The sequence below is a fragment of the Hydrogenophaga sp. IBVHS1 genome (assembly GCF_002127265.1).
Taxonomy (GTDB): Bacteria; Pseudomonadota; Gammaproteobacteria; order Burkholderiales; family Burkholderiaceae_C; genus Hydrogenophaga.
In genome coordinates this window covers 836,180-851,604 of record NZ_NFUU01000001.1, presented here as the reverse complement: position 1 = coordinate 851,604, position 15,425 = coordinate 836,180, and the positions used below count along the sequence as shown (strand labels likewise).

General features: G+C 66.1%; 14 protein-coding genes and 3 tRNA genes. 5 read left to right on the top strand and 12 right to left on the bottom strand.

Going from position 1 to position 15,425, the window contains the following annotated elements:
- Together CAP37_RS04170 and iaaH are read right to left on the bottom strand one after the other, a co-directional pair.
- Nucleotides 1-1,167, bottom strand: coding sequence for a substrate-binding domain-containing protein (locus tag CAP37_RS04170; RefSeq protein ID WP_086123008.1), 1,167 nt, complete (start codon nt 1,165-1,167; stop codon nt 1-3).
- A gap of 28 nt (nt 1,168-1,195) precedes the next feature.
- A complete protein-coding gene (gene iaaH / locus CAP37_RS04165) occupies nt 1,196-2,620 on the bottom strand; it encodes an indoleacetamide hydrolase (RefSeq protein WP_086123007.1) in 1,425 nt (474 codons plus the stop codon).
- Nucleotides 2,621-2,773: 153 nt separating this feature from the next.
- Here iaaH and CAP37_RS04160 point away from each other — a divergent pair, with 153 nt between their 5' ends.
- Both CAP37_RS04160 and CAP37_RS04155 read left to right on the top strand, forming a co-directional pair.
- On the top strand, nt 2,774-3,589 hold the full coding sequence (locus CAP37_RS04160; protein ID WP_086123006.1) for a helix-turn-helix transcriptional regulator: 816 nt from the start codon (nt 2,774-2,776) through the stop codon (nt 3,587-3,589).
- A gap of 29 nt (nt 3,590-3,618) precedes the next feature.
- Nucleotides 3,619-4,743, top strand: coding sequence for a threonine aldolase (locus CAP37_RS04155; protein ID WP_143435878.1), 1,125 nt, complete (start codon nt 3,619-3,621; stop codon nt 4,741-4,743).
- A gap of 48 nt (nt 4,744-4,791) precedes the next feature.
- Here the strand turns inward: CAP37_RS04155 and CAP37_RS04150 are convergent.
- The 9 genes from CAP37_RS04150 to folC form a co-directional block, all read right to left on the bottom strand.
- A tRNA-Asp gene (locus tag CAP37_RS04150) sits at nt 4,792-4,868 on the bottom strand.
- A gap of 70 nt (nt 4,869-4,938) precedes the next feature.
- A tRNA-Glu gene (locus CAP37_RS04145) sits at nt 4,939-5,014 on the bottom strand.
- A gap of 74 nt (nt 5,015-5,088) precedes the next feature.
- Nucleotides 5,089-5,164: transfer RNA gene (locus CAP37_RS04140), tRNA-Ala, on the bottom strand.
- Between the two features lie 78 nt (nt 5,165-5,242).
- The gene (gene gltX / locus CAP37_RS04135; RefSeq protein ID WP_086123005.1) at nt 5,243-6,634 is read right to left on the bottom strand and encodes a glutamate--tRNA ligase; all 1,392 of its coding nucleotides are present in this window, start codon (nt 6,632-6,634) and stop codon (nt 5,243-5,245) included.
- Nucleotide 6,635: 1 nt separating this feature from the next.
- Complete coding sequence (locus tag CAP37_RS04130) at nt 6,636-7,853, bottom strand: O-succinylhomoserine sulfhydrylase (protein ID WP_086123004.1); 1,218 nt, start codon at nt 7,851-7,853, stop codon at nt 6,636-6,638.
- A 24-nt stretch (nt 7,854-7,877) separates the two neighbouring features.
- Nucleotides 7,878-9,383 carry an amidophosphoribosyltransferase gene (gene purF / locus CAP37_RS04125; RefSeq protein WP_086123003.1) on the bottom strand — a complete coding sequence of 502 codons (1,506 nt, stop codon included), beginning with the start codon at nt 9,381-9,383 and terminating at the stop codon, nt 7,878-7,880.
- A 21-nt stretch (nt 9,384-9,404) separates the two neighbouring features.
- On the bottom strand, nt 9,405-9,890 hold the full coding sequence (locus CAP37_RS04120; RefSeq protein ID WP_086123002.1) for a CvpA family protein: 486 nt from the start codon (nt 9,888-9,890) through the stop codon (nt 9,405-9,407).
- Between the two features lie 19 nt (nt 9,891-9,909).
- Nucleotides 9,910-10,632, bottom strand: coding sequence for an SPOR domain-containing protein (locus tag CAP37_RS04115; protein ID WP_086123001.1), 723 nt, complete (start codon nt 10,630-10,632; stop codon nt 9,910-9,912).
- A gap of 76 nt (nt 10,633-10,708) precedes the next feature.
- Entirely contained in the window at nt 10,709-12,076 is a 1,368-nt protein-coding gene (folC, locus tag CAP37_RS04110; protein WP_086124810.1) for a bifunctional tetrahydrofolate synthase/dihydrofolate synthase, read from the bottom strand.
- A gap of 38 nt (nt 12,077-12,114) precedes the next feature.
- On the opposite strand from folC, the gene CAP37_RS04105 reads away from it, so the two are divergent.
- The 3 genes from CAP37_RS04105 to argG all read left to right on the top strand — a co-directional run bounded on the left by CAP37_RS04105 (nt 12,115) and on the right by argG (nt 14,180).
- Nucleotides 12,115-12,462, top strand: coding sequence for an ArsC family reductase (locus CAP37_RS04105; RefSeq protein ID WP_086124809.1), 348 nt, complete (start codon nt 12,115-12,117; stop codon nt 12,460-12,462).
- Nucleotides 12,463-12,524: 62 nt separating this feature from the next.
- Nucleotides 12,525-12,842 (top strand): pyrimidine/purine nucleoside phosphorylase, encoded by a 318-nt coding sequence (locus tag CAP37_RS04100; protein WP_086123000.1) that lies wholly within the window; start codon nt 12,525-12,527, stop codon nt 12,840-12,842.
- Between the two features lie 6 nt (nt 12,843-12,848).
- Nucleotides 12,849-14,180: an argininosuccinate synthase gene (argG, locus tag CAP37_RS04095; protein ID WP_086122999.1), complete on the top strand. Its 1,332-nt coding sequence runs from the start codon at nt 12,849-12,851 to the stop codon at nt 14,178-14,180.
- Nucleotides 14,181-14,323: 143 nt separating this feature from the next.
- Here argG and murB read toward each other — a convergent pair whose 3' ends face one another.
- Nucleotides 14,324-15,376, bottom strand: coding sequence for a UDP-N-acetylmuramate dehydrogenase (murB, locus tag CAP37_RS04090; protein ID WP_086122998.1), 1,053 nt, complete (start codon nt 15,374-15,376; stop codon nt 14,324-14,326).
- Between the last annotated feature and the right edge of the window lie 49 nt (nt 15,377-15,425).

Below are 15,425 nucleotides of genomic sequence, written 5' to 3'. Positions count from 1 at the left end.
TCACACCTTGCAGGTCTGGCCTGAGCCGATGCGCGGGAAGGTCTTGATCACGCGGAAGCCCTTGTCGTTCACGTCGGCGAGATAGACGTCCTGGTCCACGTGTCGGGCGCGCATGGTCACCGCACCCCGTGGGCCGTTGTAGCTCGCGCCCTGGCTGGCGGCATCCAGCGCCTTGGCGTCCAGCGACTTCGCCTTGGTGGCCACCGCGTCGAGCATCAGGAAACCTTCGTACACCGACTCGGCCAGGCCATTGAGTGCGGGTGCCTGCGCGCCGAAGCGCTTGAAGTACGCATCGGAAAACGCCTTGGCGGCTGGCGTGGTGATGTTGGCGAAGTAGCCTGCGCTGGAATACAGGTTGCGAGCGCTCGCCACGCCGATGCCGGCGAGCGTGTTCTCTTCAATCAGGGTGCCCAGGCGGATGGCCTTGTCGGCCAGGCCGAAGCTGGCGAAGGCCTTGTTGAATCCGACCGAGGCACCGCCCACCAGCGAGACCAGCACCGCGTCGGCACCGCTCTCGCGGATGCGAGCCAGGCTGGAGTCGAAGTTGTCGGCGGTGAAGGGAAGGTATTCGTCGCCCACCACCTGAGCGCCGGTCTTGGTGATATAGCCCTTGGCCACCGCGTTGGTGGTACGGCCCCAGATGTAGTCGTTGCCGATCATGTACCACTTGGTGGGCTTGCGTTCGGCGGCCAGCCAGGGAATGACGGGCTCCAGCTGCTGCTGCGGCGTTTCGCCGTTCACGTAGGTGCCGGCTGCGCACTCACCGCCTTCGTACACCGGCGTGTAGAAGTACGGCACCTGCGCCTTGAACAGGCCCACCAGTGCGCCGCGCACGGCGCTGTCGTGCATGCCGATGAAGGCCTGCGCGCCCGAACCTTTCCACAGCTTGAGCGCGGCCTGCGAGGCCTCGGCGGGCGGCAGGCCGGCGTCGCCGAACAGCAGCGAAATCTTGCGACCCAGCACACCGCCGCGCGCGTTCAGTGTTTCAGCGGCCAGCTCGGCGCAGGCCTTCGACGAAGGACCGAACAACCCGGCCGGCCCGCTCTGCGGCAGCATCACCGCCACCTTCAGGTCAGTTTGGGCGAACGCGGGCCCGATACCCAGCGTGGCGACGGCGGAACTGCCGGCGAATGCGCCGGTGTACTTCACGAATTGACGACGGTCCATGGAAAGACTCCTGGTTGGGTGGCGAAGATCAGATGGGCAAAGGGGCGAAGGGGGCAAGAGGCGCGGGTGGCAGCAATGCTTCGATGGCCGCGGCAATGCCCAGCAGCGTGCGGTCGCTGCCGGCCGGGCCATCCAGCGCAATGCCCACGGGCAAACCGTCGCTCAGTCCAGCGGGCAGCGTCACACCCGGAATGGCGGCGTTGCTGCCGGGGTCGGTGTTGCGAATGAAGGTGCCAAAGGTGGGGCCACGCACACCATTCAGCTCCACCGTTTCATCCTCGCCAATCGGCTTTGCCGTGAGCGCCGTGGTGAGAAACACCAGCGCGGCCACGCCGCTTTTCTTGAACGCATCGGCGTAGATGGCCTGCAGGCGCTGCCGCGCAGCCAGCGCGTCCTGGTACACCGATTCGGGCATGGCGCCTTCGCCCAGCAGGCCGGGAACGAGGCCAGCCACATCGGGGCTGCGCACGTCGGCAACCAGCTGCTCCAGTGTGATGCCGCGTTTGGCGTCTTTCAGGTAGGCGCGCATGTCGCGCACGAATTCATAGAGCGCCACGGGAAAACTCGCGGCGGCATTGGCTTCCTGCAGACCGGGCAACTCCACTTCCACCAACACCACACCTGCGGTGCGCAGCGCCTCCAGCGTGCGCAAGCCCACCTGCGCCACACCGGGCTCCAGGTTATCCCAGTAGCCAGCGCCCGGAATACCCAGCCGCAAACCGCGCAGATCGGGCACCGTCAGCGGCGTGCTGTCGCCGGTCAGCACTTCATCCAGCAGGGCGCAATCGAGAATGCTGCGCGCCATGGGGCCGGCGGTGTCGCGCGTGGTGGAAATGGGTGCAATGCCGGTGCCGGGCACGCGCCCGACCGTGGGCCGCAGCCCGGCCAGCCCGCAGAGCGCCGAAGGCACGCGCACGGAGCCACCGGTGTCGGTGCCGATGGCCGCAGGCACCATGCCGGCGGCCACCACCACGCCCGACCCCCCGCTGCTGCCACCGGGAATGCGCGCCGGGTTCCAGGGGTTGCGGGCCGCGCCGGTCACCGCGTTGTTGGTCGTGATGCCGAAAGCCAGTTCATGCATGTTGGTCTTGCCAGCGATCAGCGCACCGGCCGCGCGCAGCCGGCGCACCAGTTCGGCGTCCTGCACCGGATAGAGACCATGCAAGGCCCCCGTGCCTGCGCCGCAGGGCCAGCCGATCGCATCAATGTTGTCCTTGAGCGCGATCGGAATGCCCAGCAGCGGCAGATCTTCGCCGGCCGCCATGCGCGCGTCGGCCTGCCGTGCCTGGGCTCGCAGCGCCTCGGCATCGAAAGCCACGTAGCCATTGAGGGCAGCGCCTGCCTCGGTGCGGGCGATCAGGGCATCGACCAGCGCCAGGCTGGTGAGCGTGTTCGCCTTGAGCATGCGCCGCAAAGCCACCACGCTCTGACCAATGGGATCTGTTTGCGACATGTGTGCGACTCCAGTGCTTGGACTTGACTGGACGCAGCGTAGGAGCGGCGCGGCGCTTTCGCACCTATCAGGATTGTTAGGGGTCCCTGGCGGGGCAGCAGGGGCGGGAAAGACCCGATGCGGCTCAAGCACGTTTATTGCTTCACTCTAGGCATGCACCTGTCCACCTCCCAGACGCGCGCGCTGCGCGACGTGATGCGCCTGATGGCCGACGCCACCGACGCCGACGCCCTGCGCGAGCAACTCGCCCTGCCCATGCTGGACCTCATGGGTGCGGACACGTATGTGTCGTTCGTCTGGAACGGCACACAACAGCGCTTCGAGCGCGTGAAGTCGATCAACATCTCGCAGGACAACCTGCGCGCCTGGGACGAGCACTACCGCTTCGTCGACCCCCTCACCTTCCCCATGATGGAACGGCGGCGCCCCACGGTGGCCACACAGATCCTGCGCCAGCCCGAGCTGATGCGCACCGAGTTCTTCAACGACTTCCTGCAGCGCGACCGCATGTACTGGGGCGTGAACGTCTACGCCTACGCCGGCGACGAATGCGTGGGCGACCTGCGCATCTGGCGCCAGCACCACCGGGGCAATTTCGACAGCAACGAGATCGAGGTGCTGCGCATGGTGGAGCCGGCGCTGGCCGCCGCGCTGGCCAGGTTGCGCTGGCAATCGCATCTGGCGCCGCCGCCGGCCGAAGACGAACGCGCCGAAGACCTGCTGCAACGCCACGCCCGCCTGAGCCAGCGCGAGGCCGAAGTGGCCTGGCTGGTGGCGTGCGGCTGCCCCGACAAGCTCATCGCCCAGCGCCTCTCGGTCGGCCACCCCACGGTGCGCTTCCACCTGGCCAACGCATTCAGAAAGTTCCAGACCGACAACCGGGCTCAGCTCGCGGCGCGGGTGCAGTCGGTGCTGGATGCGCACCGGCGTGAGAGCGGCGCTGCCGTCAGGGTGCAGCAGCCGCACTGATCGTCGGGTCGCTCGGTAGACTCGTGTCGATGAGCCACAACGACCTTCCTCTCAAGTACCAGCTCACGCCCGTCATCAATGCGGCAGGCAGCTTCACGCCGCTGGGCGTATCCCGATCATCCACACAGGTGGCGCAAAGCGCGGCGCTGGCAATGGGTTCGTTTTTCATCATGGAAGAGCTCCAGCAACTTGCCTCCCGCAGGCTCGCCTCGTGGGCGGGGTGCCAGGCGGGCGCGGTGACCCACTGCACATCGGCCGCCATTACCCAGGCTGTGGCCGCCTGCATCGCGGGCACCGACGAATCGGCCGTCGCGGCACTGCCAGACGCTGGCGAGCGCAAGCACCTCGTCGTGATTCCCGAGGGTCACTGCGTGAACTACGGCCACCCCATCGAGACGGACATTCGCCTGGCGGGCGGCCGTGCGCTCAAGGCCGGCGACCAAAGCTCGCTTCCGTTGCCCGACCTGGAACGTGCCCTGGACGCGCCGGGCGTGTGCTGCCTTCTCCTGGTGTGCTCGCGTCTGACGTCGTTTCACGATCTCGACCTGGCCGTTGCGGTGTCTGCCGCGCGTGCGAGAGGCATCCCCGCCGTCATCGACGGTGCCGCACAGGACCTTCGCGTGCAAGCCTTGCTCGCCACTGGGGCCGACGCGGTCCTGGTGAGCGGTCAAAAGTACCTGGCCTCTCCCACCGCCGGGCTGGTGCTGGGTACCCAATCGTTCGTGGAAGCATTCAGGGCGCAGGAACGCGGCATCGGCCGCGCCATGAAGGCCAGCAAGGAAGCCATCGTGGGGGTGCTCGCCGCCCTCGAAGAGCGTGAAGGGCGGGATGACACTGCGTGGAATCTCGAGCAACAGCGCAAGGTGGATCTGCTGCTCGAACTTCTGCGATCCTGCCCGGGCATCCAGGCGCGCGCGGAGATCGACCCGACGTGCATGCCGTTCCAGCGCGTCAGGCTCGCCCTGGCAGGCGGTGCGCCGGCAGCCAGGGAACTGGTGCACCGATTCAAGGCCGGTCGACCCAGCATCTGGGTCATGGAACACGGGCTTGCCGAAGGCATCCTGCGGTTTGAACTGGTCGGGCTGCACGAATCGGAAGTGCGCCACCTGGCCCACGAGCTGACGGCCGCTCTCGGCGAGCCAAGCCAGCACTGAAATGAAGAAAGCCGCTGCAAGCAGGACTTGCAACGGCTTCTCGATTTATGGCGGAGTGGACGGGGCTCGAACCCGCGACCCCCGGCGTGACAGGCCGGTATTCTAACCAACTGAACTACCACTCCTGGTAGATGGCTTTCGCTCTTTCGAGCCAAGTGCCAACCACTTGTTTGCCTACTTGCCTTGCGGCTTGTTTGGCGACCCTACGGGGATTCGAACCCCGGTACTCACCGTGAAAGGGTGATGTCCTAGGCCTCTAGACGATAGGGTCATAACCTTGGGACTAACCGAACCGCGAATTCTAGCATCGGGCGACCGGTGCATTCTTTCGCAACAACAAAACTTTGGTGGAGGTAAGCGGGATCGAACCGCTGACCTCTTGCATGCCATGCAAGCGCTCTCCCAGCTGAGCTATACCCCCACGCGGGTTGCTGATCCGACCCCGGCAAATCGCTTCACCCGGTGCATTTCAGCAAGCCTCAGATTATAGGCGATATTTTCAGGCGCTCCGCAAACGGGCGAGCACGATCTGACGATCCTGCAGTGCGAGCACGGCATCGAGGGATGGTGTCTGGGCCGTGCCCATGACGAGCACGCGAACCGGCATGGCGAGCTGCGGCATCTTCAGGCCGTGCGCCGTGAGCACTTCCTTGATGGCTGCGGAGATGCTGGCCTTGTCCCACGCCGCATCACCCAGTTTGCCCGCCAGTGCCGCCAGCGCGGGCCGCACCGCGTCGGTCACATGCTGCACGCGCTCGTCGGCGTTGGGTGTGATGTCGGTGTAGAAAGCCTTGGCCCACTGGGCCAGCACCAGGGTGGTGTCGCAGCGGTCCTTGAACAAACCGCAAATGCCCGGGAGGCGGTCGTCCACGTCAATGCCCTGCCACTTCAGCTGTTCGGCCACCAGCGACGCCAGCGCGTCGTCGGTCATGGCCTTGAGGTGCTGGGCGTTCACCCAGCGCAGCTTGGCTTCGTCGAACTGGGCAGCGCTGCGGCCGAGGTGGTCCAGGCTGAACCACTCCAGGAACTGCGCGCGGCTGAAGATTTCGTCGTCGCCATGGCTCCAGCCCAGGCGCGCGAGGTAGTTCACCATGGCGTCGGGCAGATAGCCTTCGTCGCGGTATTGCGTGACCGGCTTGGCTCCGTTGCGCTTGCTCATCTTCTCGCCGAGCTCGTTGAGCACGGTGGGCAGGTGGGCATACACCGGCGGCTCCTTGCCGAGCGCGCGGAAAATGTTGATCTGGCGCGGCGTGTTGTTCACATGGTCGTCCCCACGGATCACGTGCGTGATGTCCATGTCGATGTCGTCCACCACCACGCAGAAGTTGTAGGTGGGCGTGCCATCGGGGCGCGCGATCACGAGGTCGTCGAGTTCGTCGTTGGCGATCTCGATGCGGCCCTTCACCTTGTCGTCCCACGCCACCACGCCGCCCAGCGGGTTCTTGAAACGCAGCACGGGCTTCACGCCTTCGGGCACCGCCGGCAAGGTCTTGCCGGGCTCGGGCCGCCAGGTGCCGTCGTAGCGTGGCTTTTCTTTCGCCGACATCTGCTTTTCGCGCAGTGCGTCGAGTTCGGCCACGCTCATATAGCAGGGGTACACCAGCCCGGCGGCGACCATCTCGGCCAGCACCGCCTTGTAGCGGTCCATGCGCTGCATCTGGTAGAACGGCCCCTCGTCGTGATCGAGGCCGAGCCACTTCATGCCTTCGATGATCACGTCCACCGCGGCTTGCGACGAACGTTCGAGGTCGGTGTCTTCGATGCGCAGAATGAACACACCACCGGTGGAGCGCGCGAACGCCCACGGATAGAGCGCCGAGCGGATGTTGCCGAGGTGGATGAAGCCGGTGGGCGACGGTGCGAAACGGGTGCGGGTGGTGGGTGCGGACATGTCAGAAGGAAGAGAGGCCACGATCAATGTCGGCCTGGATGTCGTCGAGATGTTCGAGGCCGACGGCCACACGGATGAGGCCTTGCACCACGCCCGCGTCCTGGCGCTGCGCCTCGGTGAGGCGGCCATGAGAGGTGCTGGCCGGGTGGGCCAGCAGGGTCTTGGTGTCGCCGAGGTTGGTCGAGAGCGAGAGCACATGCAGCGCATCAAGCACCTGGAAAGCGCGTTCACGGCCCTGCTCGGGACTGGTGGCCTTCACCTCGAAAGACACCACCGCACCGCCACAGCCCGCCTGCTGCGCCATGGCCAGCGCGTGCTGCGGGTGGTTCACCAGACCAGGGTAGTGCACACGCGCCACGCCGGGGTGTTGCTCCAGCCAGCCCGCGAGCGCGAGTGCGCTGGCCGATTGCGCGCGCATGCGGATGTCCAGCGTCTCCAGCCCTTTGAGGACGACCCACGCATTGAAGGGCGCCAGCGTCATGCCCGCACTCTTGAGCACGGGGAGGAAGGTCTTGGTGATCAGGTCCTGGCTGGCGCACAAGGCACCCGCCATCACACGGCCCTGCCCATCGAGGTACTTGGTGCCCGAGTGCATGACGATGTCGGCGCCCAGCGCAATGGGGCGCTGTAGCGCCGGCGTGGCGAAGCAGTTGTCCACGCACAGCAGCGCGCCTGCGTTGTGCGCCAGGTCGGCCAGTGCGCGGATGTCGCACACCTCGGTGAGCGGGTTGGTGGGCGTCTCGGCGAACAGCAGCTTGGTGTTCGGCGTGATAGCAGCCTTCCACGCCGCCGCGTCGGCCTGCGGCACGAACGTGGAGGCCACGCCGAATTTGGCGAGGTCGGTGCCGATCAGCTTGATGGTGGAGCCGAACATGGATTGAGAACACACCACGTGGTCGCCGGTCTTGAGCAGGCCCATGCACATCATGAGGATGGCCGACATGCCCGAGGCGGTGGAGATGCAGGCCTCGGCGCCTTCGAGCGCGGCCAGGCGTTGCTCGAAGCTCGACACGGTGGGGTTGCCGTAGCGGCCGTAGGTGAAGCCGTCTTCATCACCCGCAAAGCGGCGCGCGGCGGATTCGGCCGAAGGCTGCACATAACCGCTGGTGAGGTAGAGCGCTTCGGAGTTCTCACCGTACTGGCTGCGCTCCACAGCCTCGCGCACGGCCAGCGTGTCGCGGTGCAAGCCTTTGGCGAGAGCGGATTTCTTCTGCGTCATGGTTGAAAAAGTTCTGGGGAAATTTCAGGCGACCTGCGCGTTCGGCAGGGCCAGGCGCGAGGTGTCTTCTTCGCCCTCCTCGCTCTGGTCGCGCCCCGCATTCAAGCGGGCAATGTCGGCCAGCGTGATGTCGCCGGTCACGTAGACGCCGTCGAAGCACGATGCGTCGAAGCCATCCAGCTTGGGGTTGAGCGAGCCGATGGCCTGCTTCATGGCGTCCACATCCTGGTAGATCAGGGCGTCGCAGCCGATGCTCTCGCGCACCTCGTCCACGGTGCGTCCGTGGGCCACGAGTTCGTCGGGCGTGGGCATGTCGATGCCGTAGACGTTGGGGTAACGCACCGGCGGTGCGGCGCTGGCCAGATAGACCTTTCGCGCACCGGCGTCGCGCGCCATCTGCACGATCTCGCGGCTGGTGGTGCCGCGCACGATGGAGTCGTCCACCAGCAGCACATTGCGGCCCTTGAACTCGCTGCCGATCACATTGAGCTTCTGGCGCACCGACTTCTTGCGCACGCCCTGCCCCGGCATGATGAAGGTGCGGCCGACGTAGCGGTTCTTCACGAAGCCTTCCCGGTAAGGCAGGCCGAGCAACTGGGCAAGTTCCATGGCGCTGGGGCGCGACGACTCGGGAATGGGAATGACCACATCGATCTCGTTGGGCGGCACGGTGGAGACCACGCGCTTGGCCAGCGTGATGCCCAGGTTCAGGCGCGCCTGGTAGACCGAGATGCCATCGAGCACGGAATCGGGCCGGGCCAGGTAGACAAACTCGAAGATGCAGGGGTGGTGGCTGACCTTGTCCGCGCACTGCTGGAAGTTCATCTGGCCTTCGAGGTCGACGAACACCGCTTCACCCGGTTGCAGGTCGCGGTCGAGCACGTAGCCCGTGCCTTCGAGCGCCACGGACTCGCTGGCGACCATGACGCCACCTTTGTCGTTGTGGCCGACGCACAGCGGGCGGATGCCGTGCGGATCGCGAAAGGCGAGCAGGCCATGGCCGGCGATGAGCGCCACTACGGCATACGAACCCTTCACGCGCTGGTGCACGCCGCGCACGGCGGCGAACACATCGGCCGGCTTGAGGGTGATGCCGCGCGTGACCTTCTCCAGCTCATGGGCCAGCACATTGAGCAGCACCTCGGAGTCGCTGTCGGTGTTCACGTGGCGGTGGTCGGTCTGGAACAGCTCCTGCGCCAGCGCCTTGGCGTTGGTCAGGTTGCCGTTGTGCACCAGCACCAGGCCAAAGGGAGCGTTCACATAAAAAGGCTGCGCCTCTTCTTCGCTGAAGGCGTTGCCCGCTGTGGGGTAACGCACCTGGCCCAGGCCGCACAGGCCAGGCAGCGCGCGCATGTTGCGGGTGCGGAACACGTCGCGCACCATGCCCTTGGCCTTGTGCATGAAGAACTTGCGTCCCTGCTGCGTAACGATGCCGGCGGCATCCTGGCCACGGTGCTGCAGGAGCAACAAGGCGTCGTAGATGAGCTGATTGACCGGCGTCTTGCTCACCACGCCCACGATTCCACACATGATTTGAACCCTCAGGAAAAACTATCGGATATGTCGGGCCACTGGCTCAGGCAACAAGGGGCGAATTTCCAGCAAGGTGGCAGACAGCATGCCGGCGGCGCTGGAACCCTGCCACCAGGCAGCACTTTGCAGCTGCATCATGCTCACCACCACGGCGGCGCCCAGCAGCATCACCAGGGCACGCGCCAACCCAAAAGCGCCACCAAGCACACGGTCTACCGGCCGCAGGCCCACGGTTGCCACCAGCTTCTGCACCAGCCAGGCCACCATGCCGCCGGCAAAAGCCACAAGAATGAACACCAGCACGAAAGCCAGCGCGAGCTTCAAAGGAGCTGAAAAACCATCCACCGGCAGCCAGGCCGCCACTTCATCGGCAAAAGTCTGGGCAAGAATGAAGGCCAGCACCCAGCCTGCCAGCGACAACACCTCGTACATCAGCCCGCGCCAGAGCCCCAGCAGCACCGACAGCAACAACACCGCCAGCAGCACCCAATCCGTGGTCACCATGGCCCGTGCCCCGCAGAACTCACAACGTGAGGACGCTGGCGCTCACGCCCAACGCCTTCACGCGAGCGGCCACCTTCTCGGCCTCTGCACGGCTTTCAAAGGGTCCCAGCCGCACCCGGATGCGACGACCGTCAGCAGTCTGCGCCACCTGGGTGTAAGTCTTGAGGCCAGCGGCCTCCAGCTTCTGCCGCACCGCGCGGGCGCCGGATTCTTCAGCGAAGGCGCCCACCTGCACCACCAGGCGCTCGGAAGCAGCGGCGGGCGCCGGGGTGGGCGTGGAGGCAGGGGGTGTGGCGGGCTTGCCCTCCAGCAACGCGCGTGCGCGCTCGGCGTCGGCGGGCGGCTTGGCAGGTGGAGGTGCGGGCGCGGCAGCAGGCGGTGGCGCTGGCGCCGCAGGCCGGGACTCGACCACCTCTTCCTTCGCGCCCAGCGCCTCGCGCGCATTCACGCTTTCGGTGGCTGGCTTGGGGGCAGGCGCTGGCGTGGCAGAAGGCGTGGACGCAGCGGCGGACGGCGCCCTGGCTGGCGCTGCAGGCAGGGTTTTGGCGGGAATCTCGATCGGGATGTTGACCGGAATGGGACGCGGCTGGGTGTCGAACAGCAGCGGAAAGCCGACCACGCCCAACAGCACCAGCACGCTCGCGCCGATGAGCCGGTGACGGGCGCGCCGGCGCACGGCCTCGATGCTCTGCGGTGGCGGTGTCGAGGGGTTGCCCTGGGAACCTGAACGGGATTTGAACATTCGGGGTGGGACTGTGGCGCCATGAAAGGCCTGGCGGGGGGCGCGGCAGGGGGAGCGCTCGGGGCGTGGAAGGCGGCTAGGCGGAGAGGTGTTTTGCCGACATCCGGGGCACACCGTCCTGCAAAACGCCACCCACGGTGTAGAACGATCCGAAGACGACGATTCTATCAGCGGGGTCTGCAGCGGACACCGCTGCGCGCAGGGCGTCCATGGGGCTGGCGTGGCGACCGGCGACCCGGCTTTTTCCGCCAGGCGCCGTGGCGGGGTGCCGGTCCAGCATGTCGGCCAGTGCCTGCGCGGTGCTGGCGCGTGCCAGCGGCAGGTCGGTCACGTGCCAGTGGTCGATGAGCGGCGCGATGCGCTCCAGCATGGCGGGCAGGTCCTTGTCGGCCATGGCACCAAAGACCGCATGGGTGCCGGGGTAGAAACCCATGGCGTCCAGGTTTTCAGCCAGCGCCGCCACCGAATGCGGGTTGTGCGCCACATCCAGCACCAGAGTGGGCGTGCCCGGCACGATCTGAAAGCGCCCGGGCAGCTCCACCAGCGCCAGGCCATTGCGCACCGCTTGCGCCGTCACCGGGAGGCGCGCACGCAGCGCTTCCACCGCCGCCAGCACGCCCGAGGCGTTCACCAGCTGATTCGCGCCACGCAGTGCCGGATAAGCCAGGCCGGCATAGCGCCGCGCGCCGTGCGAAGGATGCATGGCCCAGCCCCACTGCTGCTGGTCGCCCGCGAAATGGAAGTCTTTGCCCAGGCGCCACAGGTTGGCGCCGATTTCCAGCGCGTGGTCGAGCACGCTCTGCGGTGGCACCGGGTCGCTCACCACCACCGTGCGGCCGGTGCGCATGATGCCGGCCTTCTCGAAGCCGATGGCCTCGCGGTCGTTGCCCAGCAGAGCCATGTGGTCCAGTGCGATGCTGGTGATGACGGCACAGTCGGCGTCGATGATGTTCACCGCGTCCAGCCGCCCGCCCAGGCCCACTTCGAGAATCGCCACGTCCAGCCCGGCGCGCGACAGCGTGCGCAGGATGGCCAGCGTGGTGAACTCAAAGTAGCTCAGGCTGATCTCGCCCGTGCCATCGTCGCCGGGCTGCCCCTTGCGGGCCACCTCCACTTCGGCCAATGCCGGCAGCAGCTCGGCCTGCTCCACCGGCGCGCCGGCCACCCGGCATCGCTCTTCAAAATGCACCAGATGCGGGGAGGTGTAGACGCCGGTGCGGTAGCCCGACTGGGTGTAGATCGCTTCCAGCATGGCGCAGGTGCTGCCTTTGCCGTTGGTGCCGGCCACGGTGATCACCGGGCAGTCCAGCGCCAGGCCCATGCGCTGCGCCACGCGCTGCACACGGTCGAGCCCCATGTCGATGGTGACGGGGTGCAGGCGTTCGGCGTGGGTCAGCCAGTCGGCCAGAGTGGTGGGATGGTCGGGAACGGGGATGTCGAGCATGGGCGGGATTGTCCCATCCATCGTCGACAATGGCGGCCATGATCACCGTTCATGGCATCCCCAACTGCGACACCGTCAAGAAGGCCCGCGCCTGGTTGACCGAACACGGCGTCGCGCACCAGTTCCACGATTTCAAAAAGCAGGGCGTCCCCGAGGCTGCGCTCGACCGCTGGCTGGCCGCCGCCGGCTGGGAAACGGTCATCAACCGCAAGGGCAACACCTGGCGGCAGCTCGACGAAGAAGCGCGCGCCGGCGTGACCGACGCCGCCAGTGCACGGGCGCTGGCGCTGGCCAACCCGAGCGTGATCAAGCGACCCGTGGTGCAGTGGGCCGACGGAGGCATCACCATCGGCTTCGACGCATCCGCCTGGCAGAAGCGGATCTGACCAGCAGCCCCGCAGGTCGGCGGACCTAAAATCGCGGTTTCGCCTTTTCATCCCCCCATCTCATGACCACCACCCAATTCGACGGCGTGACCGTCAACACCCAGGCCAGCGTCTATTTCGACGGCAAGTGCGTGAGCCACGGCATCACCTTCGCCGATGGCACGAAAAAGTCGGTCGGCGTGGTGCTGCCGGCCACCCTCACCTTCAAGACCGGTGCGCCGGAAGTCATGGAATGCGTGGCCGGCGGCTGCGAATACAAGCTCGCGGGTACCGAGGCCTGGGTCAAGTCCGGCCCGGGAGAAAAATTCAGCGTGCCCGGCAACAGCAGCTTCGACATCCGCGTGACGGAGCCCTACCACTACATCTGCCACTTCGGCTGACCCCTCATGGCCACCATCCTCCAGAACCTCCCCACGCACCAAAAAGTCGGCATCGCTTTCTCCGGCGGGCTCGACACCTCGGCCGCGCTGCTGTGGATGAAGCAGAAGGGCGCCATTCCCTACGCTTACACCGCCAACCTCGGCCAGCCCGATGAGCCCGACTACGAGGAGATCCCGCGCAAGGCCATGGCCTATGGCGCCGAAAAGGCGCGGCTGGTGGATTGCCGCACGCAACTCGCGCACGAAGGCATCGCCGCGCTGCAGTGCGGTGCCTTCCACATCAGCACGGCCGGGGTAACCTACTTCAACACCACGCCGCTGGGCCGTGCCGTCACCGGCACCATGCTTGTGGCTGCCATGAAGGAAGACGACGTCAACATCTGGGGCGACGGCAGCACCTTCAAGGGCAACGACATCGAGCGTTTCTACCGCTATGGTCTGCTCACCAACCCGAGCCTGAAAATCTACAAGCCATGGCTGGACCAGCTGTTCATCGACGAGCTGGGTGGCCGCGCCGAGATGAGCGCGTTCATGACGGCCAATGGGTTCGGCTACAAGATGAGCGCCGAGAAGGCCTACAGCACCGACAGCAACATGCTGGGCGCCACGCACGAGGCGAAGGATCTGGAAAACCTCAACAGCGGCATGCGCATCGTCAACCCGATCATGGGCGTGCCGTTCTGGCGCGAGGACTGTGCGGTGAAGGCCGAAGAGGTGACCGTGCGTTTTGAAGAAGGCCAGCCGGTCGCACTGAACGGCCAGACCTTCGACAACCCGGTGGACCTGATCCTGAAGGCCAATGAGATCGGCGGACGCCATGGCCTGGGCATGAGCGACCAGATCGAGAACCGCATCATCGAAGCCAAGAGCCGGGGCATCTACGAAGCCCCTGGTCTGGCCTTGTTGTTCATCGCCTACGAACGGCTGGTGACGGGCATTCACAACGAGGACACCATCGAGCAGTACCGCATCAATGGCCTGCGCCTGGGGCGTCTGCTCTACCAGGGCCGCTGGTTCGACCCGCAGTCCATCATGCTGCGCGAGACGGCGCAGCGCTGGGTGGCGCGTGCGGTCACGGGCGAGGTCACTGTGGAGCTTCGTCGAGGCAACGACTACTCGATCCTCAACACCGAAAGCCCGAACCTGACCTACGCGCCGGAGCGCCTGAGCATGGAGAAGGTGGAAGACGCGCCGTTTTCGCCGCTGGACCGCATCGGCCAGCTGACCATGCGCAACCTCGACATCACCGACACGCGGGCCAAGCTCGGCATCTATGCCAAGTCTGGGTTGCTTTCGCTGGGTGAGGGGTCGCAGATGTTGAGGCTCGAGGGCGAGTGATCGCCATTTTTTGGCATTGACCTCGCGGATCGGGGCGCCCTGACGCTCTGCTCCGCGGGTGTCCCCCGGCGGCTGGTGCCGCCTCCTCCTTTACCCCGCTGCGCAGAACGCCAGGGCGCCCCGATCTGTGGGGCTCGTGGAACTCAAACCACCACAGGTTCGGGCTCCAGGAGGATGCCAAAGCGTTCATACACGCTGGTCTGAATCGCCTTCGCGAGCGTCATCACCTCGCCACCCGTGGCGCCGCCCCGGTTCACCAGCACCAGCGCCTGCTTTTCGTACACGCCCGCATTCCCCACCCCCCGGCCCTTCCAGCCACAGGCGTCGATCAGCCAGCCTGCGGCCAGCTTGATGCTGCCATCGGCCATGGGGTAGTGCACCACCTTCGGATCGCGTGCGATGATGTCCGCGCACTGCTCTTCGCTCACGGTGGGGTTCTTGAAAAAACTGCCGGCGTTGCCGATCACTGCGGGGTCCGGCAGCTTGGCCCGGCGAATGGCGCAAATCCAGTCGAAAATTTCCTGCGCAGTCGGCTGATGGTTGCCTGTTTCTGCAATCTTGCGCTCCAGGTCGGCGTAACCCAACACCGGCTTCCAGGGCCTGGGCAACCAGAAGCGCACGCGCGTGATGACCGCCCTGCCCGCCAGACCCAGTCCCTTGTCGCCCGCGGGTGCGTGCTTGAACACCGAATCCCGGTAACCGAACCCACACTGCGCAGCATCCAGCGTGAAGACGCGCCCTGTCTGCAGGTCGACCGCATCGAGCGAATGAAAGCGATCCTGGAGTTCCACGCCATAGGCGCCGATGTTCTGCACCGGCGAAGCCCCCACGCTGCCCGGAATCAGGGCCAGATTCTCCAGACCGGGCCAGCCCTGTTCGAGCGTCCAGCGCACGAATTCGTGCCAGTTCTCGCCGGCACCGGCTTCCACCACCAGGCCCTTGGGGGTTTCCTCGACCAGGCGGCGTCCGCCGATTTCCACCTTGATCACGAGCGGCTTGATGTCACCCGTGATCACCAGGTTGCTGCCGCCACCCAGCACAAAGGGCGGGGTTTCCCGCGTGAGAGCGGCCCAGTGCTGGCTGGCCATGAGGGCGGTCAGGTCGGCCTCGCTCTTCACTCGCGCCAGATGCAGCGCACGCGCCACGATGCCGAAGCTGTTGTGGGCCTGTAGAGGGACTTGGTTCTCGACTATCATCCGTCGATTGTCTCACCCGCCTGCACCTGGACCGGGCTCCAAGCATGTC